The sequence below is a fragment of the Embleya hyalina genome (genome assembly GCF_003967355.1).
Lineage (GTDB): Bacteria > Actinomycetota > Actinomycetes > Streptomycetales > Streptomycetaceae > Embleya > Embleya hyalina.
In genome coordinates this window covers 83,601-110,380 of sequence record NZ_BIFH01000022.1, presented here as the reverse complement: position 1 = coordinate 110,380, position 26,780 = coordinate 83,601, and the positions used below count along the sequence as shown (strand labels likewise).

The following is a 26,780-nucleotide window of genomic DNA, read 5'->3' as shown; positions in this document are numbered from 1 at the left end:
CGTGCCTCCTCCATTCCCGATTCCGGATGATCTACCGATGACGAATAAGGTTTGCCCCGGAGGCAACGACCCTCGCCCCGGTCGTGAGTGTGAAGGAGGTTGCCTCGGTTCTTGCCGACGTGGAGCCCGTGGCGGGACCGATGATGGTGAAGACGAATCGCACCGTGGCGGGACCGAGCCATGTGACAAGGACCAAGACGATCAGGCCGCGGAATTGCTCTGCCCACTGCAGTTGAGCACCGCCGGGTGGCGCCCATAGTTTAGCGCCGGCCACGAATATGGTCACAGTTGCGGGCTTCAAAAGAACAAAAGCTGCAAGACCGGTGATATTGGTCCGAAGAAGTGCCCTTCCATATGCCGTCGAGGAAACCGACGCAAAAAGTGGCATGACGCCCACCATCACCGGGGCGATAAAACTCGGGACCGTCATCATTCCGAATTCGACGACATTGGAGGGAACAATTATGACGACAGCCATCATGAAAACGGGGAACGACGTGATCTGATCCAGACCCTGAGTAAACTTTCCTATGGCGAGTTGAAGTTCCTGATCCGGGTCAGCGCCTCCTCCAGCGTCGGGGGCGAGGCCTTCGAGCACGATCCAATCGCTGTAACCTTGCCCCATTCGCACTGTCACATTGACCAGGAAAACAGTACTTCCGGCGACCAGAATCAAAGTGAGCACACCTTTGATGGCATCCTTGACCGAGCCGACATCTCGGCTGAAGGCCAATTTCACACCCGCAAGGACGACACAGAGAATGGACAGGCCATAAGTAAGTGCGTTGGTATGCCTGGTCAAGAAACTCACTGTATTGCCACTGCACGGCAACGCTGCATGCCGCACCTTGACCGGTTCCTTATCCGGTTTGCAGTCCTTGTCATTCGTCGAGATCAGAGGGTCCGGCGCCGTCACCCACCAGAGCGTGGTGATCTGAACGGCGTCCAGACTCGCGTCACGAATCCATCCGATCGGGTCCTCTACAAAGTCCTTCTCCTCTCCTTCCTTCTTCCCCTCCAGGGAGGTGGGGTGATTATTTGTACAGATGGACCCCCCATTCCTACTGCAGGAAGGAAGAGTCCCAGGGTCGAGCGGCCTCGACATTGCCGTCCATTCCGGATGTTCATTGAGGCATATACCCCGCAATTCTGGCACCGGAATCTCTCCGCACGGATTATTCCTCTGCTCGAGTAGATTTTTCACATAGATACATCTACTGAATTCTCGCTTCAGGCCTGCACCACCATGGGTTCCATTCATGAGATCGCATGGGTCGGGGGTGCCTTCCGAGCCCGGCATGACGAACGAACGATGCTGCTGAGACGACGTTGGATCCGGCTTTCCGATGGAGTTGGCCAGAGCTTCGCCTTTCACTTTACTTGCACGAACCCAGGCGTCCTGGGCTTCCTGAGCATTCGGGCTTCCGAGTATGTACACCCCCGACACCTTTTTGTACGTCGGCGGGTCCCCCGGCTTGGTCGGAGCACAGTAGTAATACCACCAGGTACCCACCACATTATCCGGCATCCACATGCATGTATTATCAAAAGGTTGCTCAATGGGGCGAAGGGTTGGAGCAGTTGCAGGCTTCGGAGTCACGGCGGAGCCGGTGTGGAATCCCTGCAAAATAAGAAGTACGGCCACGGCAAGAATCACCACGCTCATACGATGCAGCAGCGGCGTCCCGAGAGCAGAGAATCGCGACGTCCACGTACTCTCCCGAGGGAGTCTTGATTCAGATGTCATCGCCTGGCATCCCCCCACGGAACAAAATCCATCAGCGAATTCAGGCGTTCGACCGATGTGGAATCCGTACCATTCGCTCCAAGTACCAGCTTCCAATCGCCGTTCTCCCACACGACGGTCTGATGGAACGCAATGAGCAGACCTTGCATATCTCGACGTGCTATCGCTATCTCCGCCGAATCGCCGGTGTAGCGAACGAATTTAAATCCGGCCAGTTGGGTCACTTCGCCCGACCTCGGGATCGCCGGGGTTCCTGCTTCCAGTTCCTCGCCCAGTCGAATCATTCGATATCTCTCGACTTCAGAATTCGAGACAACCTGATACTTGACGACGCTGTTCCATTCCGGCGAAAGGATGAAGCGGGCCGTTATATGGGCGACAGCGAAAAGAGCTCCGGTCGGCGTATGTTCGAAACAACGCGCGACCTCGCCTTGGATCCGCTTCGGGCCCGCAGCGACGGAATAGGGAAGTGAAAGGGTACGAAAGATCTCCCACCTGACACCGGACGGAGCAGTCGCCGGGCGGACTGCATCGTGCAGTGCAGATATCGGACATGGTCCCGCAGAGCCCGCCGCACGATCGATCGGAGGCTCCGTGACAACTACCCCGACCGCTGCAGGGGAATCCTGGTCTCCTTTCACGGGCGGAGAAGATCGATAACCATCGAAAGCAATGACCGCCACGCACAGGACAACGAAGATCATCAAAAGAGCCGAGGCAATGAACCCCGGCTTCATGAAGGGACTGCGCTCCTCTTCGAGTGCAGTATCGAGGCCGCTCCGTTTTCCTTTCATGCGAAACCCGTGCCTACTTCTGTGTCGAATTTACTTTATCAACCCGCACCAGGCCCGTCGATCACCCAATTGAAAATGGATACGACACTGCCGGACATGACAACCGCCGTAACCGAAAATACGAAACCTTTGACAGGAGCCTCACCTCCGTCTTTGTGTGCCTTGACAATCATGGCAACACAAGCCAGAGTGGAGAAGAATGCGAGAATCAATATCGTCCAGACTACAAAGCCAATGATGCGCCCCAGTTGCTGATTCATGTCGTCCGTGACATTGTTGTCGAAATCGACTGGTTGGGGTATGTCCTGAAGCAGGCCAAAGGCTGACGAAGGCTCGATCGAGGCACTACCCACAAGCATATGGAATAGGTTGTGAGTGGTTGAAAACAGGTCGATAAGCATGCGTGTCTCAATTCTTGCCGACATATGTCAGCAAAGCCTTGGCAAGCCGGGACAAGGAAGCCGGCGAGTGGGACGGGGAGGCCGTGCCGAATCGCCATTCTTCGATCCACGGCACGGTCCATATCGCCGGAAAGGCACCGGTAAGCAATCGCAACAGGTCCCTCAAGGGGCGAGGCAGCGTTCCTGGGGCATCCGCGACGACCACCAATCCGAGGAGATGGACCTGCGGTATGGTCCCCGAAGCCCATTGGCGAGCTGCACCCTGTGCCGCGCGTAGTCCCGGAGCATGGGATCTGGCCACGAGTAGTACCCGGGACGCGGAGTCGTCTGTCGGCACGGGCCAACGTCGACCCGCGTCGATTCCCGCCGGGATAGTGGCAGCGAGACTGCTCACGCCGGCACCCCCATGGCAGCCCGTCCACCACCATGGCACATTCCGACTCGACGGTACGCTCCATTGGGGAAGTCGGCCCGCAGGATCACCAGGCAAGACGTACGAGCGCTCGGCAGCCACATGATGTGATTTCCTCTTGCCGGTTGGAGTACGCGCCTCCGCCTCGAGAGGCACTTTCGCTGTGATCCATGGGTTGCTCATCGGAGGCTTGGATGTCATGGCTTTCCTCGTGATTGCGTACGGCGAAAGCCGGCAAGTCGAAGCCCTCTCGGGATCCGATCCAGGTTCGATCAGACTTTATCGACATCCGAGAAAGACGCCTTCGCTTCGCCATGGCGAATTGCCGTCGTGTCCACCCACACCTGGGTTCAAAGGCCGGTGGGTCTTCACGCGCAATCTCGACGGCGGAGTATCTCCCGTCGGGCTTGGGCAAATGGAGTCGTGATGATCACCTCGTCAATCCGACGCCTGCGGCAAGTTGATCCCGTCGCGCCGAGTGATCGAATCCAAGCGACGCCCGGTTTTACGAACGCCTCCGTTCGAATGGCTTCAAAGTCAGTATCGACGAGGTGCGATCCGCAAACCTAGTAAATTCGCGACACGTTACACGGTGCCGATCGGAGGCACGGCCGGGTCCCTGGGGCACCGCACAGCCAATCCGTGGAGATTTACGGGGCAGTGGAGATACGGAATATTTGATCGAAACCTGGGTATTTCACCCAATAAGCACAAAATGGATTATTCCTGAAGCGCTGCCGACGAGGAGCGCCCCCACGAGAGCATGCAACACCCCACCGCCGACGTGACCGCCGCTTTGATACGCCATGGCCAACTGCGCTACGCACCACAACACCGCCATGAAGCAGCACAGTATTCCGACCCAGACCGCCAACCCCAATAGCTCCCCGATGGGTCCGGCAAAACTCGATGGGGCAGAATAGTCGTATCGGCTGTATGAATTCTTGTCACCCCGACCCCCACCGCGAAGCTCGAACCAATAGTTGGCATTTCTGCAGACAATTTGATCGGAGGGCGTGAGAACCGGCACTGTAGATCCGGGAAGTCGGTGCTTGCAAGGATTCGTTTCGAGATTTTCGAAGTTTGATTTCGTTACATCGGCGCACACATCCAGATCACTGGTTCTCGTAAGAGAAAGACATGGATTGCTATTTATGGTTCCCGTGTCGGGGCCACCATTTTTTCGATAGCGTTCAAGCCATGCCACCATCCGAGTTCGTCCCTCGTCCCACTGGCATTCGGCGATTAGATTCTGGGCCGTCAAGTCCTCCGCATATTCATTCTGATAGCTGCCGCCCTGCTTTTCCCAGAAGCTTGTCGAGGTTTCATATTTCGGACACCAAAAGCGCACACCCCAGCCTTTTCGCCTGACCTGGAAGCTTTCAGGCCCTCGACCGTTGCAGAATATTCCGAAAGTTATTCCTTCGAGATCCTGCGGAATCAATATGCAGTTTTTCCATTCATCTCGATACCCATCATCGTAGGCATCGGCCTGTGCACTGGAGACGCATGCGAGTGATATGACGACGAGGCACAGCAATGATCCGAGGAACCGCCTGCCGGCGCCGCGGGAGACTCTCGCGCCCAGCGAAAATCGCAACCCGAATCTCGGTACCTCTCCCCGTCGCGTTGTGCCAGACACCATGACTCCTGTACACGAGGTGCTGTCGGAAACAGGGAATCTATGGACTCGCTTGTCGGGTCGGATACAAGGGCCAAGTCCCACTTCCCCAAGTTATCCTGTGATCAGCATTGGCGGACGCATAGGAAAAATGCGCCGTCCTGGACCCCGGGACCGCGTGCACCATCTTCGAGAACGCGGCACCGTCTTCCCGACCTGCCTGTAGCAGGTCCGATCAATATCGTGATGCCACTGGCCTACCTCTGTCATGTGGACCGTGCTAATCCCCTCATGTGTGAGGACGGCGGGCGTGGATGTAGGCGGCGAGTTCGGTGCGGTTGGTGAGGGAGAGTTTTGTGTAGATGTGGGACAGGTGGATCTTGACCGTGCCGCGGGAGACGAAGAGTTGCTCGGCGATTTCGGGGTTCAAGAGGCCGTCGGCGGCCAGGAGGGCCACTCGGGTTTCGGTGGGGGTGAGGCTTTCCCAGCCTCGGGTTGCCCGGGCCCGCGGGTTGTGGGTGGTGCGGGCGTGGTCGGCGGCCTGTGACAGGGACATGGCCGCGCCCTCGGCGAGGGCTCGACGACGGTCGGGCTCGGACAGGCCCTCGCCGGCGGTAGCGCGGAGGGCTTCCCAATAGGTGGTCTCGGCGGGGACACGGACCATGCCCCGTGTCCGACGGGCCGTGTCGACGGCCGCGAACAGGCGCGTGGCGCGTGCGTGTTCGCCGCGTTCCACGGCGGCGGCCGCGGTGAACTCCAGGGCGGTGACCGCCTCCGGCCACCATCCCTCGTCGAGGGCGTGGGCCAAGACCTTCAGCGCGGCCGGTTCCGCGCTGCCGGCGTCCGGGACGAGCAGGGCGGCGCGAGCCTCGCCCAGGGTCGCGATCGCGAGCGCACGATGGTTGCCGAGGCGGTCGGCGACACCGACGACGTCGGCGGCATGGGCGCGGGCCGCCGCCGCGTCGCCATCGGCCAGGGCCGCGAACATCAGGATCGAGTGCGCCTGGGCGGCCAGATGCGAGGAGCCCCCGCTCTCCCCGGCGTCGAGCCGCCGGGCGAGGTCGCGGGCCTCGTCCAGGCGGCCCGCCGCGAGTGCGGCGAAGGCGAGTGCGTAGGTGAGCAGCCCGGTGCCCCAACGCATGGGTTCCTGCTCCAGGCGCGCGAGGTCGGCCAGGGCGAGCGCACGCGCACCGGCCGCGTCGCCGCGCATGGCGGCAACCAGTGAGAGCACCTGGATCCGACAGCTGCGGGTGAACGATCCCGCCTCACCGTCGCCGTCCGAGTCCGCCGCGTCGTCCTCCGGCGGCGTCATCGCGCGTGCCAGCCGTACCGCCTCGTCGAGATCGCCCCTCGCCCGCGCCCCGTGCGCCAGGCACCACAGGGTCAGCGACCGCACACTCTGAAAGTCGACCGGCACGGCGACGGCCAGCGCCTCCTCGGCCGTGCGCGCCATGGCGGCGAAATCGTCCTGCCACAGCAGGGTCATGGCCAAACTGCCCAGGGCATCGGCGAGTGCCGGGACGTCGTCGCACGCCCTGGCCAACTCGACCGCCTCGCGCAGGATGGGCTGCCCGAGCGGTGGATCGGTGATCGCCGTGAAGTTGGCCAGCCGCAACAGGGCATGCGAGCGGGCCCGCTTGTCCCGAACCACCTTCGCGACCTCGATCGCCTCCGTCGCGGCCGCCCGAGTGGTCTCGAGGTCGCCCATCCAAAAGGACAGGGTCGCCCGAACGGCGAGCGTCATCGCACGCGCCGGATGCGGCACGGAAGGAACCGCGGCCAACGCCCTCGCCGTCGCCTCGACCCCCTCGGCCAGGGAACCCCGCGCGCGCCAGTACGAACCGAGGGCGGCGGTGATGCGCAACGCGTCGGTCGAACCCAGCCGGCATCCCTCGTCCAGGGCCGCCCGCAGGTTGGGCATCTCCACCTCGAGCAACCGGCGTTCCCGAGGACGCAGGGCCCACAACCCCGCGTCGGCCCGCTCGGCGAAGCGCACGAAATACGCCAGATGACGGGCCGCCGTATCGACCGGGCCACCCGGCGACGCCGACTCGGTCGATCCCACAGACTCCACCGACCCCACCGACCCCGTCGGCCCGCCCGACTCCGGAAACCCCATCGGCAAGGCCGCAGCGTACTGCCGCATCGGCGAAAGCATGCGAAAACGATCCCCCGAAGACACCGCGAACCGCACCACCAACGACTTGTCCACCAGCGCCGTCAACGAGGCGAGAACCCGTTCGGCGGTCAGCTCCCCACCGGCACACACCTCCGCCGCGGCCTCGGCGGTCCACCCCTCGGCGAACACCGACAACCGGGCGAACAGCATCTTCTCCCTCCCGGAGAGCAGGGCGTAGCTCCAGTCGAGGCAGCGGTGCATCGTTTGGTGGCGGGGCTGACCACGCGCCGGACCCCCGCTGAGGAACCGCAGGTCCAAGCCGGCGGCGATCTCGCCGAGCGTCATCATTCGCGTGCGGGCGGCGGCAAGTTCGATGGCCAGGGGAAAGCCGTCCAACGCCCGGACGATGTGTTCCACCTCGCTCCACATCGACTCGGAGAAGTCGAGATCCCCACACACGAGGGAAACCCGATCGACGAACAGCCGCGCCGCCTCCGAGGGCCCGGGGGAGTACCGGTCACCGACGGCCAACGGCGGCACCCGCCACACCCGCTCGCCGTCGGTACGCAGCGGAATGCGGCTGGTCGCCACCACACGCACATCGGGACACCGCTCGATCAACGTTCGGGCCACCCGGGCTGCGGCGAACGGGAGGTGTTCGCAGGTATCCAGCACCACCAGGGCCGAACGTTCGCACAACCGACGGGCGGCCGTGCGCAGGGGTGTGTGACCGGGACCGGCCTCGGGGGCGACCGCGTCCGAGACCGCCGCGTCGACCAGGTGCTCCTGACCCAGGGCCCCCAGGTCCACGAACACCACATCGGCGGGCGGTTGCCCGACCTCGTGCGAGGCCAGCCGCAGGGCCAGCCGGGTCTTTCCGATGCCGCCCGGTCCGACCAGCGTCAACAGGCGACGGTCACGACGCAGGAGTGCGCGCAGCTCGCCCAGTTCCCCCTCGCGCCCGACAAAACTCGTCAGGATCACCGGCCAGGGCACCTTCGCGGCGGAATCGGCGCTACCCACCATCACGGCCTCCCATGAAACGCCGAATACCCGTGATGGTCCCCGCCGATGCGACAACCACCACGGTACGCGCCGGCGCCGCGACCGGGGCCGTCGTCGACGTCCGCGCCGCACTCCGATCGCCCTGCCCGGTGCTACCGCCGACTCCCGCCGATCCGGTAGGCGAACGTCGCACCGGATCTCCCCCCGAATCGCCCACACGAGTGGTGACCTCGGCGCGGAAGCAACCGCGTCGAATCGTCGCGGACGCGCGGACGACCTATGACGGTTGCCAGGACAGGGCGCGCTCATGCTGGTCGCCGAAGCACATCGGTGGCTCGGACAAACACGCCACGACCGCACACCCTCACGTCCTGCGGGTTGATGCGCCCACAGGTGAAGGCGTCGCGGGCGTCAAGGCCCGGGGGGTGGTGGGAGCGCCGAACACCCGTGACGTCGGTGCGGCTACCGGGGGAGTCGGCTCGCGACGAGCTTGGTCATGACCTGATCCAAACGCGGCAGTCCGGTGGTGTCCGGAACCGCCCCGGTGCCCAGTCCGCGAGCCGGGAGCGCCTCGAGGCGACCGGCCACGATGCCGGGAGTGTTCACGTCGCCCGCGAGCGCGACGTAGACGGAATACCCCGTCGCGGGCTTGCCGTTGCCACCACCGGTCCGGAAGGTGACCGCGGGTTTGCCGGCCACGTCGACCTCCCGGCGATCCGCGGAGGATTTGGAGTCGCCTCCGTACGCGCGGGCCATCGCGCGGGCGTCGACGTCGACGCGCAGTACGGAAGTGTGCGTGGGCTCGACGAAGAAGCAGCTCTGCCCCCAGAGCACGGCCCGGTACGCGTCGCCCAACACCTCCCTCACCGCGTCTGCGGCGAGGGCACATCCCATGCGGGGGTCGTCGGCGCCGTCGAGCACACCCTGGATCGTCGCGGGAACCGGCAGCGAGTCGTACGGCGTGCACGGGAACGAATCGTCGGCGAGGAAGTCGACGCACGCGCCCACCGCCGAGGAGTCGGACTCCTCCGGCGCGTAGAGCAGCCGCCGCGCCGGTTCCTGCCCGTCGGGCGTCGCCGCGCCGTCCAGCAGCGGCACGATCCTCGCGGCCAGGTCGGCCGCCGCGTCGCAACTTTCGGCCTTGAGGGCCACCACGGTGAAGCCGTTCAGCGTGCCGCCGAGACCCGACGCCCCCTGGCTCCATTCGAGTTTGCAGGCACCGGAGTACGTGGTGACCCGTGCCTGCCTGGTGCCGACGGCCCGGGTCACCACGTTGGTCCCGCCCATCGGATCGGTGGTGTATTTGACCTCCAGGTCGATCCCGCGTCGCAACACCTTGGTGTCCTTGGGCGTCGCCGTGCAGCTGTCGAGCGCGTAGATGCCGTTCTCCGCGATCGTGAACCGTTCCGCGTCGGCGGCCAACGCCCCGCGCATGACGGTGCACGCCTCCCGATCGACCAGCGGGCGCTTCCCGGGATCACCCTCGGCCGGCCCGCCGCCCGCGAGCAGTCCCGCGCCCGCCTCGGCGAAGGCCTTCACGGAGCCGCACGCGTCCCCGGTGGTCCCGTGCGCGAGTTCGTAGGTGAACCGGATCGACAACGTGCGGCCGACCGGCAGGTCCACGCGGCACCGCGAGGGCAGTTCGGCACGATCCAGGTACGCCTTCGCCCGGCCCGCGGTGATCGGTTCCGCACGGTATCGCTGCGCACGACTCAGTGAATATCCCGCCTGCACACTGATCCGACTGCCGATCAACGGCTTGTCGGTCACCGTGCAGGAGTGGGGGCTGTCGGGCAACTGCCAGAGTTTGTCGGCCATGCCCGTGCTCGCCGTCACGGACCGGTCGATCAACGCGCAGGCGTCCAGGCGCCGCAGAGCCGCACGCGCGGCGTCCACGGGGTGATCGTCGACCGGGGCCACCGTGGCGACATCGGCCGGTGCCGGCCCCACCGAGACCGATTCCCGGGCACCCTCCCCGGGCACGGGACCGCCACCGCCGTCACCGCTGCATCCCGAGAGCGCCAGGCTCACCGTGACGCCGACGACCCAGGCCGTCCATCCCTTGCGCATGCGAGGTCTCGCCCTCCGATCGGGGATGCACGCGACGGCGCACACGGGGAAGTCTCGACGCCCGGACGACGACACCACGCCTGTTGGGGCAACCATGGTGGGTGACCGGCGATCCGGGCGTCTGCGGACGACTCGCGTCGTCATCCGGGAGTTGTGGCTGTACGGGCCCCCGGTATCGATGACGACCAAGCCATCGCGACGCAGTCTCGACCGGGACGGCCCGGACGGACTTGCAAATACACGACGGCGCCGAGTCGCGATCCTCGTGGTGGCGACAGGGGCCGTGCCGTACATCTCACGGTGTACGGAAGCCAAAACCACTATCGGCCACTTGGGTGATGTTCGGCGTCCTCGACGCTCGCATACTGATGAACCCTCTCGTCCACCCCGGAGCGACGAGAGCCCCGAAGCCGGGCCGTCCACGGCTCGACCAGGAACGAATCAGGGACCGAGATGATCCCAGCCGGCGTGCGCAGACACATGTTCGCGATCCCCGCGATCGAAAGTCGAGTCGCGGACGCGCGCCGCCGGACCGTGCGTGTGCTGACCTCCTGGGGCCTGCGAAGGCACGACGAGGAGACCGTGCGGCTCGTGGCATCGGAATTGATCACCAATGCCGTCAGCCACGCCGGTCATCTCACCCCTTTCGTGACCGTCCTGCTGGAACTCGACGGTGTCGGCCGGTTGCGCATCGGCGTGCGCGACTGCCACCCCGGACCACCCCTTTCGAGCGGGTCTTGCGACGACGAAGACGTCGACGGACGGGGTCTGATGATCGTGGAGGCCCTCCTGGAGGAGTACGACGGCGGGATTACGATCGAATGGCACGACCCGGGCAAGACCGTCTGGGCCGTTTTCGGCCCGCCGGCCCGTATGGCCCCGTCGGTCGCGATACCGAGGCAGCGACAGGTCCGCCTCGGCTGAAGCAAGCCCCGCGCCCCCATGGCGGGCGCCGCACCGCGAGGTGGCAACGCATGATCACCGATGACATCGACGGCGCCGCCGCCGCTCGACCCGAGCCCACCCCGACCACGCGGGAACGGGCCCGCCGAACCGTCGCCGCGCAGGCGATCGACGCGGCGGACTGCCGGCAACTCCTGGACATGCTCGCCCTGTTTCCCGAGACCGACGCCGACCACGACGAGACCACGCCCGGCGCGGCGGTCGCCCTGTTGTCGTCGATCATGCGCTGATCGACCGCCCCGGCGGACCCGTCACGGGTACACGCGGTGGACGCACGGGTGAACTCAGTGCCAGTCCTGTGCCGCATAGACGTACAAGAGCAGGGCACCGCACCCCATCGCCGACACCGCGACCGCCCGAGCCAACGCGCCGTCGTGATCCTCGCGATCGAACCCTTCGCTCTCGTAACGACGATCGTCGAAGACGACGTACCCACAGGCCGTATCGAGCCAGGTCCGGGTGCGGACATCGTCGGCCTCGGCGCGGTCGACCACCTTGGGCCAGGTACGCAGGACGGCCCCGTCGCGAATCACCGCGATCTTCTGGGCTCGGCGCAGGATCGTGTAGCCCAGGGGGATCGCCTCGACGACATCGGCCCAGCGAAATCCCGGTGTGTCGGGCGGGTGTGCCGTGTGGGCGTAGCTCATGATCCCCCGGCTCAGCAGCACGAACTGGGTGGCCCCGATGGACACGTCGAACGGATCGATCCGGTGCTCCCCGGACGGAAAGGGGTGATAGGCGGGCGTTTCCATACGCTTCCTCGGGAGCTGGATGGGCGGTGACGACGAGCACGGTCCGCGGGCGAAGCCGGGACTACGGGGCCGCGGGAGTCGTCGTCACGGGTACGCAGGCGCTTTCCGCGGACACCCGGAGTTCGAGGCTCGCTCCGCCCTCCCCGGAGGTCTGCCGGGTGGTGTGGACCCGGATCCGGACGCCCTCGCGGGTCACCACGTTCACCTGGGGATCGTCCCGGGGCGTTTCGGGGGCGACCGTCCAGTCGGGGCCGGGGATCGGTGTCAGTCGGGCGAAGAAGCCGGCGACGTCGGTGGACACCGGCAATTCCGCCTTGGCGACCGCCCGCCAGGTCACGCCCAGGCGTCCCTCGTTCGGCGTCCGGCAGTTCTCCGGCGGGACCGCGTCGGCATCGGACATGCTGCCGCTCTCCGGAAACAGGTCGTCGCGGGCCGCGACGCCGGCGGCCCGAAGGAGCTCGCGAACGACGGGGGTGGCGAGCGCGAAGGCCCGTTCCAACGACTGCCGCTGCCCGGGTTCCGGGATCGGCAGCGGGGCGTTGCCGAGCATGCTGCTGCGGGTTCGGACGCTGCAGCGGTCCAGTTCGGCACGCACCACCGCCGAGTCACCCGTCACCCGAACACCGATCTGGTAGTGGTCCGGCCCGAGCAGGGCCAACGTGAACCCGCCGTGCTTTTGGGGCTGCCAGCCTGCGGCGAGTGCCCTGGTTCGGATCCCGGCCACCGACGACGCGGGTACGGTGCTCGTGCCCTTGGCGAGCAGCGCGCTGTTCGGGTCGCCGTCGAACAGACTTCCGCAGGTTTTGGCGCTGAAGGTGGCCGGTCCCACAAGGGCGGTGACGGCCTGCCGGAAAGCCTCGGGCGTGTTCGTCGGTCGTTGTGCGGCACAACCGCTCGCGACCAGCAGGGATAGCACCACCAGGCTCACGATGCGCCGTCGCCGTCGGCGAAACGGCACGGAGCCGACTCCGTCCCGCCTCGCGTCGGCGAACTCCGAGGACCGGGATCGACGCACCACTTCTCCATTCCGCTCACGAGCGTGGCGGCAGGGGCACGGCCGCACGGGACAGTGTGCGGAATGCGTCGATGCGAAAATCGGACAAACGCGCCTGAGTTGATTCGGGTCCCGCCCATCTCCACCGCGCACAGGGGCAGTGGACGATGCGCAATGAATTTTGCTCCGATATGGATTTTTTTATACGTTTCGTGACTGCTGTGGACGCGTTTGTCCAAGTGTCCGGGGGCATCTCTTCGCAAGATTTGTCCGTCCGAGGTTTTTCGACGAAGTCGAACGGGTCCGAGGGGCGATCGCCGGGTCGTCGCGCCGCCACACGCGGTGCGAACGTGTCGCCGCGCGTCGTGTCCGGCGGCCCGCGTGGGGGTCCCAGTGAACGAATTCCAGGAAGACGCGCTACCGGGCGTCAACGGCGCACCGCCGAACGCTCTGGTCGTCACCCTCACCACCGGCGACGGCTCGCCGGATGTGGGAGGAGCCGGCCTGCTGGCCGTGGGATGTGCGATGACGGGGGCGGCGCTGCACCCCTGGCACTACGTGTACGGAAATCACGTCGAGACCACCGACGGCGTACTGCGACTGACCGGGAGAACACGACTGCTCGTGAGCCTGATCGTGGCCCTGCCCACACTGGACAGGATCGCGCTGTACCTGGGGGTTCCCGGCACACCGGCGCCGCACCCGAAGCGGCCGTCCGGCCTGCGCCTGAGACTGGAGGACTACAACACGGGATCGGAGTACGCGACCGCCGAACTGCGGAACCCGACGGCCGGACGGTTTCTCGGCTTCGGCCACATCGTGCGCCGCCACGGCGGATGGGCCTTCCGATCCGCCCGGTTCCCCGAGCCGTTGACGTCGAAGGCGGTCGGCGACGCTCACGGGATACTCCCGGGCATGCGCTCTTCCGGGACCTACGCCGGGATGTCGTCCCACGGTTCGTGACAGCCGGCCCCGGGAGGACGGCCTGTCCGACGACGACCCGAGGTGGACGGGACAGCGTATGACAGGGACTCTCACCGGTACCGTCCGAGTACGGTCCCTCTCCTCCACCACGGGAAAAGGCCAGGTCAACGACCCGCGCATAGATCAGTCGGGGGCCGAAGGGACCAAAGGGACCAATTTTCCCTTTTCGAGGAACGCGTGCGGGGAGGCACTCGGGCGAACGGCGCAACACCCGGCCGACACAACCATCAACGATCGGACATTACGGTCCCTTCGGTCCCTATGATCCCTCGACGATCACCGAAACGGCCCCGACCTGCGCCTTCGACAGGGACCGAACGCACGGGACCCGACGCGGGGCCGGTCCCCGCGACCCATGGAGAGCTCGGCGAGGCGGCCGCGTCCGCACCCAAGAGAGGGACCGAAGGGACCGAAGGAATGAAGTGGGCGTGGCATCACACGCAGGTCCGGAGCTCTGCGCTAGGCTCTGACTCTCATTCGCAAGTTGAGTCCCTTCAGTCCCTTCGGTCCCTCCGCGCAGCGCCGCGAGCTGCGCTTTCTCGGTGAGACCGACGACGATTCCGCAAAACCGCCGACAAGGACGAGCGCGTGCGACGCCACGACGAGGACGGAGTTCCCAGGCCACCGGGGGTCGTACAGTCCCTCGACGTGGCACGGTGGTGCGCGCGCAACGGATGGCCCGTGCATCCGCTGGCCCCGAACAGCAAGATCCCGGCGGCCAACTGCGACGCGTGCCGAACCGGCACCCATTCCCCCCGACAATGCCCGTGCCGCGCCGCCGGCCGCTGGTGCCACGGCTTCCACGCGGCCACCACCGACCCCGCACGCATCGACGCCTGGTGGGGGTCGACACCGGGGTTGGGCGTGGGCGTGTCCTGCGGCCCGGCCGGGCTCGTCGTGATCGACGTCGACGCCCACCAGGTCCCGGTACCCGACCGCGACCGCCTCCTGCCCGGAATCCCGATCCACGAAAGCATCGACCTGACCGGGCTCGCGTCCGGCTTCGACACCCTCGCCCTGCTCGCCGCCTACCGCGAACACCCCGACCCGGCGCAAGACGCCTCGACCCTCAGGATCCGAACCCCCTCCGGCGGCCTGCACATCTGGTACCGAACCACGCGTGCCGAGGCCCGCTACCGATCCTCGACCGGATCGAGCACCAAGGTCGCCCTGGCCTGGCAGGTCGACGTCCGGGCCGAGGGCGGCTACATCGTCGCCCCCGGGACACGCACCCCGGCAGGGGAGTACCGCGCGATCGGCACCACGCGCCTGCCCGCGCCGCTCCCGACCTGGCTCGCCGCCGAACTCGACAGGACCGGGCACCCCGTGACGCCACCACCCACGAAGGTCGCCCGCTCCCCACGCGCCGCCGCCCCGAAGGCGAGCCGTCGGGCACTGGACGCCCTGCTGGCCGAGGTGGAAGCCTGTGCGGCGACCCCTGAAGGAGCCGGATTCACGGAGAAGCTGAACCGAGCCGCCTATACCGCGGGGGGACTGGTCGCGGCGGGCCGGGCCCGGGAGGACCGGATACGCGAAGTCCTCCTCGCCGCCGCCCGATCGGCGCGCCCTCGCCAGGAACACCGCAACGCGACCATCGTCGCCTCCGCCCTGTCCGCCGGTATGCTCCGGCCGCTCCACCCCCGAGGACGTTCATGAGCAGCGCCGCCGACAGCACTCGCTTCGATCCTGTGGACGCGGGCCGACAGATGCGCGCCATCCGGGACCAGGCGACGTCCGTGGGCGTCCCCGCGCAACACGGCGCCTCCGACGCGCGAGAGCCCACCCATTCCACGACGGGACAACTGCCCGCCCTGCTCACCGACCGCGGCAACGCGAAGTTGTTCGCCACCATGTACAGCGACCGATTCCGTCATGTGGAGGGCCTGGGCTGGTATGCCTGGGACACCTACCGCTGGAAGCGCGCCGGTGGTGAGAAGGCCGCAGTGTGGGCGGCCGGCGACATGGCCGAACAGATGCCCGCCACCGACGTGGAGGGCCGCTTCGGCAACCGCGAACTCACGGCGCACCGAGGGCGGGCGATGTCGACGTCGGGCATCAAGGCGATGCTCACCCAGGCCAAGGCCTCGCCCGCCCTGGCCCTCGACCCGGACGTCCTGGACGGCGACCCCTACTCCCTGTGCACCCCCGCCGGCGTGGTCGACCTGCGAACGGGAGCGTTGCGCAAGCCCGATCCGCTCCGGGACATGCACTCGCGGGCCACCGGCGTCGCCCCCGAAGGCATCCCCACACCGCGCTGGCACCGTTTCCTCGCCGACACCTTCGGCGAGGACGCCAAGGGTGTGGAAACCATCGACTTCCTCCACCTGCTCCTGGGTTACTCGATCACCGGGGACGTCGGCGCCCAGGTCCTGCCGTTCCTGTACGGCACCGGCGCCAACGGCAAGAGCGTGCTGCTGGACGTGATGACGCAGATCCTCGGCGACTACGCCCAGGCCGCCCCGCCCGGATTCCTGATGGAAAAGGGCAAGTTCAGCGAACACAGCACCGAACTGACCGAGTTGCACGGACGCCGCATCGTGGTGTGCAGCGAACTCAAGCCCAACGACAAGTTCGACGAGGCCCGCGTCAAGCTCCTGACCGGCGGCGACCGGATCAGCGCGCGCCGCATGCGTCAGGACTTCTTCAGCTTCACCCCCACCCACAAGCTCTGGCTGCTGGGCAACCACCGCCCCGAGGTCGGCACCGGCGGGCATGCCTTCTGGCGCCGGATGCGCCTGATCCCCTTCGAACGCGTCGTACCCGCCTCCCGCAAGATCGACAACCTGGCCAAGGAACTCGTCGACAGCGAGGGCCCGGGCATCCTCCAGTGGCTCGTCGAGGGCGCGCGCCGCTATCTGATCACCCGGGATCCGTTGACCGGGCCGGTGTCGGTACGGACCGCCACCGAGGCGTACGCCACCACGGAGGACCACATCGGACGCTTCCTCGGCGAATGCTGCATCCGGACCTCGAACGGCGAGCGCACGGACCTCAAGGTCGAACAGGGTCTGCTTTACGCCACCTACAGCGCGTGGTGCAGCAGCGGGGAGGAGGCCCGACCCGCCAGCGCACGGGCCTTCGCGAACCGGGTCCGCCAGGAACTCGGCCTGGCCTCACCTGCCGACATGACGAAGTCGAGTGGCCGCAAGTACTACCCGGGCCTGGGGCTGCTACCCGAGGACGATGCCGATCCATCGGCCCTTTTCTCCGAAAACGGGCGTCATGAAGGCTGATGTACTCCTGCCGCGGGCACGCACCCTCCAACTACCATGGACCCATGAGCGGGGAAAGCTCCCGCGAGAGACACCAGCGACCGAAAGCGAGAAGGGCCGGCCATGAGCTCGCTACTGAATGAGGGCGATCTCCTCCATGAAGACAACGTGGTGTGGCTGGAAAGTCCCGACCACCTCGACTATGTGCGCCAGGCCCTCGACAAGACGATGCGCCGGCGCGGGAAGCCCCGCTACGAACGCGACGGCCGCCTGGTCGGATACACCGAACTCGGCAAGAGCGCCGAGGCGGATCCCGACAGCGGCCTGCAACTGCGCAGGGTCTTCTTCCTCCTCCCGCACGACCGGGACACCGCGCCCGAAGGGCCCTACGAGGCCGGGGCGCCCGGCGAGGCGGTGGACCCCCGCACCATCGCCCCCAGGCGCGTCGGAAGGAAAACGCCGCGATCCCAGCGCGGTTCCTCTGCGGTTTCACCCGCAAGCCACTGAACGCGCCGCTTCCTGCCCTCCGTGACGCCGATTGATCGTCCTTGTCACGCCCATTTGTTCGACCGGGCCGAAGGTGCGGTTTACTCCCGATTCGAGACCATGGCGCATTCGGTAACGAAAAGGGGCGATTTCTTCCTGTCCGGAATTTACAATCCTCGCGGACGGCCGAAGAGAAAGATCGTCGTGCGGCGACTTCGTCTCCGGACGCGTCGCGGTGTGCCGGCCCGGTTCCGCCTCCGACACGCCTGACGTTTCGACGATCCACTCCCTCGACGGAGGTCCCATGGACACAGACCCCGTCGTACCGGCATGGCCCATCGTCCACATCGAACTCCTTTCGGACGACGTGGTACGCGTGGACGGCGAGGAGATCGCCGTGCCTCCGGGCGACTCCGCCCGACAGGCGGCACTCGCGAAAGCCGCGGAGACGGCACGGTTGTTGCGCCGCCCGGTCCGCGCCGAAGCCGTCGAGCCGAACGGAACGACCTTCCCGCTGATCGTCGCGGCGGATGCCACCGTGACCGAGGCCGGCGAACCCAGCCCCGCTCCGGCCGCCCGCCGCAGGCTACTGGGGCGAAGCAGATCCGCTCCGGCGAAAAAGGCCCCAAGCCGGCCCTCGGCCCCCGTGCCGACGATCCCGCCCGCTCCGGAACCGGACCAACGGAACAACGCCGCCCCAGCCCTCGGCATCCCGACGCCACCAACCCCGGCCCACCCGATCGAAATCCCCCACGACCGGCAGCCCGGCCGCCCACACACGGCGGCGAAGAACACATCACCGGTGGCACCCGTCGCCCCGCCGACACCCCGCCACAGCCCCGCCATCACCCACCCTGAGGACGAGCCCGAGGCGTTCACCGCGCCCGGCACGCATGCCTCCGAGCGGGTCGCCCAAGTCGCCCGAGCCGTCCAGGCAGGCGACCTGGACGAGGCGATGGCCCTGGCGGTGTCCTGGGAGACGGATCAGGAAGCAACCGCAACCCCCGACACCTCCGGCCTGGCACGCGAGGTACAGGCGTACGTCACCCTGCTCACCGGCCGACCCGAGGTGGCGGTGGGCCTGTTCGTCAGCGCCATCACCATGCGCAAGAGCACGCCGGGGGACACGGAGGCGATCAGGCTGGCCGACAACGCTCTCTACAGCTGGCTCCAAGTACCCGACCACCGATCCCGCACGGACCTGGGGGAGTTGGTCCTCTCCGCCTACGCCACGACAACCCCCGGCCACCCCGCAGAACAGTTCATCCGCGGGCACATGGCCTGACAGGACTCGGCAAAAAACCGGTTCGGACCCGGACCTCGAAGGAACCGGCGCCACGGTCGACGCACCGTGGCGGGCGTCAGTGGACGAGGACTATGAGGCCGCGATTCAGGTCCGCAGCCTCGGCGAGCCATTCCCGCTGCCTGTGAACCACCACGTGGACGAAGTACCAGGATTCCATCCGATCGGTGGTGCCCACTTCCCGTTCGATCTCCTGGAGTTCGCCGACGATTTCCACCTCGTCCCAGGGGATTCTCGAAGCGCGTTCCAGGGCGACGCGGACCGTCAACGGCCGCATCGAGAAGGCGATGGCCCTGTCGGGTGGAGCCGGTCTCCCCGGCCGACCGGCGTCCTCCCGGATGTCGTCCGCATCTCCCGCGTCGGGCCCCGGCCACAGCATGCTCAGGAAGGCATCCACGGGGCCGAACAGGTAGTGCGGCAGAAGAGGCCTCAGAAAGGCGTAGTAGTCCCGCGCGTCGAGGAAGTGGCTGCCGGGAGCGAAGTCCCGCTCGATGGCGAACGGCAGCGGCTCACGCTCGACCCACGGCTCCTCGGCGACGGCTCCCACCGTGGGACCACGACTGCGGTCCCAGTAGAAGTCCATACCGCGGGTTGCCCGGTAGGCCGCGACCGCCGTCTCCCATTCGGCGATCAGACCTGTGACGTCGGTACTCATTCCGCACGGACACTACCGCGCCACATCGCGGTCGTGGGACTCGCCGTCCGGAAGTACTCATCGGGCGGGCACCGACGGTGACGGAGGGACCGAAGGGGGACTGGGGACTGGGGGAGGGTTCGGTCCCTGTTTGGTCCCTCGGCAAAAGCGCAGGTCAGAGCCTTGGGTCGGATTTTAAGGGACTGAAGGGACTGTGGTTTGTAGTTATGAGCCGCATATCCCTCATACAGAGTCTTCGTGCGTACATACGCGCGCACGCACAATCGCCTGAACAGGCAAAATGAGTCCCTTCGGTCCCTTCGGTCCTTGCCGGATTCAGACGTAGGGCTGTGACCTGCGCTTTTGTGGGGGGACTGAAGAAGGACCGAAGGGGGACCGAAGTACGTCCGGCCCCTCCTTTCGGTCCCGCCGGTCCGAGGGTGCTCTCACAAGGCACAGCGAATGATGTACATGGCTTTCTTTTCCCGAGTTGTTACATACAGGGCAAAAAGTGAAAAAAAGGTGCCCCCGTCCTCCTCTCCATCAGGCTGTCTTTTCACTGTGGGTGACGGAAATGCTCACGGATCGCCGAACAGCCGAGCTGTGTACGGCGCCAACTCCCTGTCGTTTGCCAGGGCTTCCCGTGCCTGCCGTAGTGCGCTCAGGTACGAGATCCGAGCCCGTAGCGCGACCTCGAACCCGTGAGCCGTGATGGAGGCGTGGATTCCGCGCCGATCGTCCGGACAGGGGTGTCGTTCGACGAGTTCGCCTTCCACGAGACGGTCGACGAGCCGACTTACGGAACTTTGCGACAGGGAGGTCGCGTCGACGAGTTCGTTGAGGCGCAGCGGTGTGCCGGGTGCGGCCCGGGCCAGGGCGCTCAACGCCGCGTACTCCGAGGAAGTGATGTTGTGCAGGCGAACCAGAGTCGCATTCACCTCCTGCCGCATGGCCTCGTCGATACGGTGCAGCGCCCGCCAGTCGATCTCGGGTCGGGCGGGTGGTGGAAACGGAGACGGTGGCACGCGGGTTCACTCTCCTCGTGACCATGGCAGCACGACGCAACGCGTCTTGGGCGGCACCGGGGCGTGGATCCGATCGATGCATGTACACGTAAAGGTTTTTGGGGCCCTCGTCGGGAGCGTGGCTCACCTTACGAGCCCGGCCCGTTTTGCCAAAGGTGCGAAACGACACCGTTCTCGCGTATTCGGTGGGCGAATCGCCACTGTGGATCGAGACCATCGGCTGTTTCGCTGAGCCGCATGGAACCCACCTCCCTCGTGAACCGCATCGAAGTCCCCGCCCGGCAGGGCCGGGCCGTTCGGGTCGTGGCCGGCGGGCGTGTGCGCGTGGTGGACGTGGCCGGCCGACAGGTCGGGGACGTCTTCACGTTCGCCGCCGACGACCTCGGGGAATACCTGAGCGCCTCGCACACCCGAGCGACGCTGAGTCGACTGTTCCCCGCCGTCGGCGAGGACTTCGTCACCAACTTGCGCAGGCCCATCCTGAGGCTGGTCGAGGATGCCTCACCCGGCCGCCACGACATGCTCATCGCGGCCTGCGACAAGGCCCGCTACGCGGCGCTGGGCGCCGCCCCGGACCATGCCTCGTGCGCCGACAATCTGCGGGACGCCCTGGCGGACCTGGGCCTCGCCTCCATCGTGGTTCCGCAACCCGTGAACGTTTTCATGGACATTCCGGTGGACACCGCCGGTGGTCTGGACTGGTTCGAGGCCTCGACACGTCCCGGAGACAGCATCACCTTCGAGGCTTTGATCGACTGCGTGGTGGTGGTCTCCGCCTGCCCGCAGGACATCGTCCGTATCAACGACGGTGTGCCGTCCGCGCTGGAACTGCACCTGTGGGATCCCGATCCTCGGCCGTCCGACGCGGCGAGCGCCGTCGACACATCCACCCACGCGACCCAGACTCGACGCTAGAACGGATACTGCGATGAACACGGACACTTCAGTGGCCGAAAACCGGGTGCACGCGGCCCTGGCCCCGGCGCGTCTCGGGGGCCTCGACCTGGCCAACTCCTTGGCGGTCGCGCCGATGACGCGAGTCTCCGCGTCCGAGGACGGGGTGGCCACGGCCGAGATGGCGGACTACTACGCGGGTTTCGCCCGGGGCGGCTTCGGTGTGGTGATCAGCGAAGGCACCTACACCGACACCCGGTTCAGTCAGGGGTACCCGAACCAGCCCGGCATCGTCACCTCACGACACGTCGAGGCGTGGAGTCGGGTCGTCGAGGCCGTCGGCGCCACGGGGACCCCGATGATCCTGCAACTGATGCACGCCGGTGCGCTGTCGCAAGGCAGTCACTACCGTGAGGACACCGCCGGTCCCTCGGCGGTACGACCCCTCGGCGAGAAGATGTCGGAGTACGGCGGCTCGGGCCCATGGGACGTGCCGCGCGCCATGAGCCTCGACGACATCGAGGAGGCGATCCAGGGCTTCGTGGCGTCCGCGGTGAACGCGAGTGTGGCCGGATTCGCCGGGGTGGAGATCCATGGCGCGAACGGATACCTGCTGGACCAGTTCCTCACCGACTACACCAACCGGCGCACGGACCGATACGGCGGCGGCGTGGCCGACCGGGTGCGGCTCGTCGCCGAGGTGGTCGAGCGTGTCCGGCGGCACACGAGGCCGGAGTTCGTGGTCGGTGTGCGGTTGTCGCAGACCAAGGTCAACGACTTCGCCCATCGCTGGGACGGAGCGAAGGCCGCCGAAATCGTCTTCGGCGCCGTCGGCGCGGCCGGCGCCTCCTACCTGCACGTGGCCAGCGAGGGCCGGGACTGGCTCGAGACGGCCAGGCTCGACAACGGCGAGACCATCACGGCGGTGGCCCGCCGGGTTTCCGGTCTGCCGGTGATCGCCAACGGTGGGATGCATAATGCCGATCAGGCCGATCGCCTGCTCACCGAGGGCCACGCGGACCTGCTGTCCCTGGGGCGTGGCGCGCTGGCCAACCCCGACCTGCCGCATCGTCTCGCGAAGGGCGAGCCCCTGGAGGCGTTCGATCACATGATCCTGCAGCCGCGGGCGGACCTGGACAACGCGCGGCAGTGGCGGGAACGGCGCGCCGCCGCATAGCGCGCGGTCCGGCGACGTCCACGGGGAGCCGCGTCGCCGGACCGCGCTTTCGCGCACCACACCCACGACGACCACGACGAAAGCGGTATCGGCGATGAACACCGGTTGGACGGGCGGCGCGGCTGCGGTGGCCACCTTGACCTTCGATGTGGACGCCGAGGCGCCGATCCTGGCGCACGGACACCACTACGCGGAACACGCCTCGACGATGTCGCACCAGGCGTACGGACCGGATGTGGGTGTCCCACGCATCCTCGACCTGTTGGACGTCACCGGCGTGCCGGCCACGTTCTTCATCCCCGGGTGGGTGGCCGAGGCCCGGCCCGGGCTGGCGGCGCGCATCGTCGCTCGCGGCCACGAGGTGGCCCACCACTCGTACAGCCACCGGCCACCGACCGGGATGGCCCCCGGAGAGGAACGGGCCGACTTCGAGCGCGGCATGGAGGTCTTCGCCGCGCAGGGCATCGAGATCCTCGGACATCGCGCCGCGAACTGGGAGGCGTCGTGGGAGACCGCCACGCTGGTGGCCGAGCACGGACTGCTGTACGACTCGTCGCTGATGGGCGACGACCGTCCCTATCGTGTCACCACGGTGGCCGGGGGCGTCACCGAGTTGCCGGTGCACTGGTCGCTCGACGATTGGGAGCAGTACGCCTTCCTGCCGTCCCCGCACGTCGGTTCCGTCATCGAGTCGCCGCGCAAGGTGTTGGAGATGTGGACGGACGAACTCGACGCGATGGCACAGTTCGGATGCCTGTTCAACCTGACGAACCATCCCTTCCTCACCGGGCGCCCCTCGCGGGCGATCGTGTTGCGCAAGCTCATCGAACACGCGCAGGAACGCGGTGACGTGCGCTTCATGCGTTGCGGCGACCTGGCCCGTCAGGCGGCGGCGGACGAAACCCTGGCCACGCGCCCGCACATCCCGCCGGCGGCCTCTCCCGAGGTGTTCCCGCCCCGGTAGGCCCCGAGCCGCGTCCCGGGCCGCCTGTGGCGACCTCGGGGCACGGGCGGGCCATTCCCGGCTCCACACCACACACCACTGGGCCCGAGACCGCGACACGCGGTCTCGGGCCCAGTGGTGTCACGGCTTCGCCGGTCCGACGTGCACGTGACCACTCCCGAGCGAGTCGAACCGTGCCTCGGCCACCGCGAACAGCCTCTCCTCGTCGCCGACTCGGCCGACCAACTGAAGACCGACGGGGAGCCCGTCGACACTTCCCGCGGGAATCGTCAACGCGGGCAGCCCCGTGAGGTTCCAGGGCCACGTCAGCGCGAGCAGCGTCTCCCGGACGCCCACCCGGACACCGTCGACCTCGATGTCGCGGGCCCCGACCTCCGGAGCGACCACCGGCACCGTCGGCATCGCCAGGACGTCCCAGCGTGCGAGCAACGCCTCGAACGCCGGTGCGGCGGCGCGTCGTTCACGTACGGCCCGGGCCACGTCCCGACGCCCCACACGACCGGACTCGCGCAGCCGTTCCAAGACCTCCGGGTCGAACAACCCGGGAGCCCGCGCGACCCGTTCGGCGTGCAACGCGTACGCCTCGGCGCCCTGGAGCGCGACGAACGCCGCGCGCAGTCGGCGCAGATCGGGTACCGACTCGCCCGGCACGCCCTCCACCGGGCCGACCAGGTCCTCCAGGCGGGCCCGGACCACCGCCTCGACACGCGCGTCCACGTGCGTGTACGGCGACGGATCGAGCAGGCCGATCCGGGTTCCCACCACGGATTCCGCCGGCGTCCCCATCCGGTCCCCGCGCAGGATCCGGTACACGATCGCGCAGTCCCGCGCGGTGCGGGCGTGCACACCCACATGGTCGAAGGAGGGCGCCAACGGGAAGACCCCGTCGAGCGCGAGCGCGCCATGGGCCGGCTTGAACCCGTGGATGCCGCACAACGCCGAGGGAATCCGCACCGACCCTGCCGTGTCGGTGCCGAGCGCCACCGGCACGATGCCGGCCGCCACCGCCGCCGCGCTGCCGCCGCTGGACCCCCCGGTCATGCGGGCCGGGTCGTGCGGGTTGCGGGCGGCGCCGTTCAGGGACCGATCCCCGGTGGGCCCATACGCCAGCTCGTGCGTCGTGGTCTTGCCGACCACCACGGCACCCGCCGCGCGCACATCGGCCACGCAGCGCGCGTCCGTCGGGGCGACGCGGTCGCGGAAATGGGCCGAACCCCGCCTTGCGGGCAGTCCCGCCACGTCGATCAGGTCCTTCACCGCCACCGGCACACCGTGCAGGGGACCGCGGTCCACACCCCGACGCAGTTCGCGTCCCGCCTGCCGGGCGGCGGCGAGCGCCCCCGGCTCGTCGACGGCGACGAACGCGTTGAGCGTCGGATCGAGAGCCTCGATCGCCTCGAACGTGTGCCGGACCAAATCCTCCGGCGTGCTCCGCCCGGTCCGTAGATCCTCTGCCAGCCCCGTCAGGTCGCGCTCGGCGAAATACCCGAGGGCGCCCGGTGAAGTCCGCGTCGTGGACCGCTGTCGCGTCGATCGCATCGGATGATCTCCTTCCTCGATGCCTCGCGAACCCTTCGCGAAGCCGGCCTCCTTCGCGCACCGCCCGCGCCCACGCACCGAGGGCCACCCGGATCCCGGGTGGCCCTCGACGGTCGGCCCGGATGTCGGCCGAGGCCGGTCACAACACGGCGACGGAGGGATCCCCCGACACCGCCGGCTCCACGGATGTGGCGGCCTTCGGCCCGGTCACGCGGCGGCGGGCCGGCCGGGTGAGCACCAGGTACAACCCGCCGGCCACGACCGACCCGGCCAGCCACGACAGGTCGATGTCGCCCAGTGCCCGGGCGAGCGGGCCGCGCATCGCGGGCACGACCCCGTACTGACAACTCCAGGCCGCCACGATGCCCAGTGCCAGGCTCACCAGGCCGCTCCGGTTGAACGCCGCGAGCCGGGACCCGTGACCCGTCGTGTACAGCGCCGCGACGTCCGGACGTCCGCGAGCGACGACGAAGAAGTCCACCAGGACCACCCCCGCCCACGGGCTGATCCACACCAGAATCGACACCATCCAGTTGTCGAACGCGTGCGCGAAGCTGTTCGATCGCAGGAACACCACGAGCACGAGCGAGGCCACCACGCCCGACGCGAGCGTGACCTTCCAGCGCTGCGTACGCAGGCCGATCGAGAGCGCGGCCAGGGAACACGAGTACAGATTGAGGATGTTCGTGGCGATCGGCCCGTGCATGACCAGCAGCAGGACCGGCAGCGCCATGCCGCCGAACGCACCGATCACCAACTGCGAGGGGTCACCGCTGGAACCCGAACTCGCCAGGCACGCGCCCAGCGCCGCCAGCCACACCGTGGGTACGTACATCCCCAGCGCCGCGGCCCACACCACCTTGCGCCCGGACGTACCCGGGCGCACGAATCGGCTGTAATCCCCCGAATACGGCAACCACGTCACGCTCCACCCCACCCCGATCGCGGTGACCAACTGGGTGACGGCGGTGATCTTCGCTCCGGGCGTGGTGGCGGTCGCGTGCGTCCAGTTCGGGTCGACCTGGGTGAGCGCGACCACCGTCATGCCGGCCATGACCACGACGGTGAGCGGGACCGTGTACTTCTCGAAGGTGCGAATCGCGTAGAACCCGAAGAGCGCCAGGGCCAGTTGCGCGACCATGATGACCCCGGCCACCAGGTACTTCAGTCCACTCCCGCCCCGGATGCCCATCTCGTCGAGCATCGCGAGCGCGAGGTCCAGCACCACCCAGGTGTTGACCCCCACCCAACCCATCGCCAGCAGGCCCTGGATCACACCTGGCACGACCGCGCCGCGCCGCCCGAACGCGGAGCGGCCGAGCACCATCTGGTTCACCCCGGTGCGGTGCCCCATGAGATTGAACAGCCCGAAGATCGCGCAACCGAGCAGGTTGCCGAACACGACCACGAGCAATGTCTCGACCAGGCTCAGGCCGAGTGTGACGCCCAGGGCACCGAGTACCCAGTTGATCGGCGCGATGTTGGCGCCCGCCCAGATCCAGAACTGCTCCCAGGCGGTGGAATCGCGGCTCGCGGCGGGAATCGGGTCGATCCCGTGCGGGTCGAAGGCGGCTTTGGCCGGACCTCGGACCGTGTCGTCTGTGGCGCTGGGGGACATGGAACTCCTCCACTGCGTGTGTCCGGATCGACGGTGAATCGGCGATGAATCGACGGTGACGAGGTT

General features: G+C 67.2%; 23 protein-coding genes. 10 read left to right on the top strand and 13 right to left on the bottom strand.

Annotated elements, in window-relative coordinates:
* Positions 1 to 31 precede the first annotated feature (31 nt).
* The 7 genes from EMA17_RS22650 to EMA17_RS22625 form a co-directional block, all read right to left on the bottom strand.
* Complete coding sequence (locus tag EMA17_RS22650) at positions 32 to 1,660, bottom strand: hypothetical protein (RefSeq protein ID WP_126638941.1); 1,629 nt, start codon at positions 1,658 to 1,660, stop codon at positions 32 to 34.
* Positions 1,661 to 1,743: 83 nt separating this feature from the next.
* Positions 1,744 to 2,541: a DUF8175 domain-containg protein gene (locus EMA17_RS22645; RefSeq protein WP_126638940.1), complete on the bottom strand. Its 798-nt coding sequence runs from the start codon at positions 2,539 to 2,541 to the stop codon at positions 1,744 to 1,746.
* Between the two features lie 38 nt (positions 2,542 to 2,579).
* On the bottom strand, positions 2,580 to 2,942 hold the full coding sequence (locus tag EMA17_RS22640) for a hypothetical protein (RefSeq protein ID WP_126638939.1): 363 nt from the start codon (positions 2,940 to 2,942) through the stop codon (positions 2,580 to 2,582).
* 7 nt (positions 2,943 to 2,949) lie between these two features.
* Positions 2,950 to 3,537, bottom strand: a complete 588-nt coding sequence (locus tag EMA17_RS56010) for a DUF6668 family protein (protein ID WP_371863033.1) — start codon at positions 3,535 to 3,537, stop codon at positions 2,950 to 2,952.
* 514 nt (positions 3,538 to 4,051) lie between these two features.
* Complete coding sequence (locus EMA17_RS22635) at positions 4,052 to 4,954, bottom strand: hypothetical protein (protein WP_126638938.1); 903 nt, start codon at positions 4,952 to 4,954, stop codon at positions 4,052 to 4,054.
* 310 nt (positions 4,955 to 5,264) lie between these two features.
* On the bottom strand, positions 5,265 to 8,120 hold the full coding sequence (locus EMA17_RS22630) for a LuxR C-terminal-related transcriptional regulator (protein ID WP_160161507.1): 2,856 nt from the start codon (positions 8,118 to 8,120) through the stop codon (positions 5,265 to 5,267).
* 441 nt (positions 8,121 to 8,561) lie between these two features.
* On the bottom strand, positions 8,562 to 10,169 hold the full coding sequence (locus EMA17_RS22625) for a hypothetical protein (RefSeq protein WP_126638936.1): 1,608 nt from the start codon (positions 10,167 to 10,169) through the stop codon (positions 8,562 to 8,564).
* A 468-nt stretch (positions 10,170 to 10,637) separates the two neighbouring features.
* On the opposite strand from EMA17_RS22625, the gene EMA17_RS22620 reads away from it, so the two are divergent.
* A complete protein-coding gene (locus EMA17_RS22620) occupies positions 10,638 to 11,093 on the top strand; it encodes an ATP-binding protein (RefSeq protein WP_160161506.1) in 456 nt (151 codons plus the stop codon).
* 50 nt (positions 11,094 to 11,143) lie between these two features.
* Positions 11,144 to 11,362, top strand: coding sequence for a hypothetical protein (locus tag EMA17_RS22615; protein ID WP_126638934.1), 219 nt, complete (start codon positions 11,144 to 11,146; stop codon positions 11,360 to 11,362).
* A 54-nt stretch (positions 11,363 to 11,416) separates the two neighbouring features.
* On the opposite strand, the gene EMA17_RS22610 is transcribed toward EMA17_RS22615, so the two are convergent.
* Complete coding sequence (locus EMA17_RS22610; RefSeq protein WP_126638933.1) at positions 11,417 to 11,884, bottom strand: hypothetical protein; 468 nt, start codon at positions 11,882 to 11,884, stop codon at positions 11,417 to 11,419.
* Between the two features lie 61 nt (positions 11,885 to 11,945).
* Positions 11,946 to 12,803, bottom strand: a complete 858-nt coding sequence (locus tag EMA17_RS22605; protein ID WP_126638932.1) for a hypothetical protein — start codon at positions 12,801 to 12,803, stop codon at positions 11,946 to 11,948.
* Between the two features lie 468 nt (positions 12,804 to 13,271).
* Here EMA17_RS22605 and EMA17_RS22600 point away from each other — a divergent pair, with 468 nt between their 5' ends.
* From EMA17_RS22600 to EMA17_RS22580, 5 genes are all read left to right on the top strand, one after another.
* Complete coding sequence (locus tag EMA17_RS22600; protein WP_126638931.1) at positions 13,272 to 13,841, top strand: hypothetical protein; 570 nt, start codon at positions 13,272 to 13,274, stop codon at positions 13,839 to 13,841.
* 669 nt (positions 13,842 to 14,510) lie between these two features.
* Positions 14,511 to 15,518, top strand: a complete 1,008-nt coding sequence (locus EMA17_RS22595; RefSeq protein WP_126639109.1) for a bifunctional DNA primase/polymerase — start codon at positions 14,511 to 14,513, stop codon at positions 15,516 to 15,518.
* A complete protein-coding gene (locus EMA17_RS22590) occupies positions 15,515 to 17,095 on the top strand; it encodes a DNA primase family protein (protein ID WP_126638930.1) in 1,581 nt (526 codons plus the stop codon). The genes EMA17_RS22595 and EMA17_RS22590 overlap by 4 nt, the downstream gene beginning before the upstream one ends.
* 102 nt (positions 17,096 to 17,197) lie before the next feature.
* Entirely contained in the window at positions 17,198 to 17,581 is a 384-nt protein-coding gene (locus EMA17_RS22585) for a DUF6009 family protein (protein ID WP_126638929.1), read from the top strand.
* A 283-nt stretch (positions 17,582 to 17,864) separates the two neighbouring features.
* Positions 17,865 to 18,845 (top strand): hypothetical protein, encoded by a 981-nt coding sequence (locus EMA17_RS22580; RefSeq protein ID WP_126638928.1) that lies wholly within the window; start codon positions 17,865 to 17,867, stop codon positions 18,843 to 18,845.
* Positions 18,846 to 18,921: 76 nt separating this feature from the next.
* Here EMA17_RS22580 and EMA17_RS22575 read toward each other — a convergent pair whose 3' ends face one another.
* Positions 18,922 to 19,518, bottom strand: coding sequence for a hypothetical protein (locus EMA17_RS22575; protein WP_126638927.1), 597 nt, complete (start codon positions 19,516 to 19,518; stop codon positions 18,922 to 18,924).
* Positions 19,519 to 20,075: 557 nt separating this feature from the next.
* A complete protein-coding gene (locus tag EMA17_RS22570) occupies positions 20,076 to 20,522 on the bottom strand; it encodes a MarR family winged helix-turn-helix transcriptional regulator (RefSeq protein ID WP_126638926.1) in 447 nt (148 codons plus the stop codon).
* 237 nt (positions 20,523 to 20,759) lie between these two features.
* Between EMA17_RS22570 and EMA17_RS22565 the strand changes: the two genes are divergently transcribed.
* The 3 genes from EMA17_RS22565 (at position 20,760) to EMA17_RS22555 (ending at position 23,557) form a co-directional block, all read left to right on the top strand.
* The gene (locus EMA17_RS22565; RefSeq protein ID WP_126638925.1) at positions 20,760 to 21,437 is read left to right on the top strand and encodes a DUF1989 domain-containing protein; all 678 of its coding nucleotides are present in this window, start codon (positions 20,760 to 20,762) and stop codon (positions 21,435 to 21,437) included.
* A 13-nt stretch (positions 21,438 to 21,450) separates the two neighbouring features.
* A complete protein-coding gene (locus EMA17_RS22560) occupies positions 21,451 to 22,593 on the top strand; it encodes an oxidoreductase (RefSeq protein WP_126638924.1) in 1,143 nt (380 codons plus the stop codon).
* Between the two features lie 94 nt (positions 22,594 to 22,687).
* Positions 22,688 to 23,557: a polysaccharide deacetylase family protein gene (locus EMA17_RS22555; RefSeq protein WP_126638923.1), complete on the top strand. Its 870-nt coding sequence runs from the start codon at positions 22,688 to 22,690 to the stop codon at positions 23,555 to 23,557.
* A gap of 120 nt (positions 23,558 to 23,677) precedes the next feature.
* On the opposite strand, the gene EMA17_RS22550 is transcribed toward EMA17_RS22555, so the two are convergent.
* Both EMA17_RS22550 and EMA17_RS22545 read right to left on the bottom strand, forming a co-directional pair.
* Positions 23,678 to 25,096, bottom strand: a complete 1,419-nt coding sequence (locus EMA17_RS22550) for an amidase (RefSeq protein ID WP_126638922.1) — start codon at positions 25,094 to 25,096, stop codon at positions 23,678 to 23,680.
* A 139-nt stretch (positions 25,097 to 25,235) separates the two neighbouring features.
* Complete coding sequence (locus EMA17_RS22545; protein WP_126638921.1) at positions 25,236 to 26,714, bottom strand: purine-cytosine permease family protein; 1,479 nt, start codon at positions 26,712 to 26,714, stop codon at positions 25,236 to 25,238.
* Between the last annotated feature and the right edge of the window lie 66 nt (positions 26,715 to 26,780).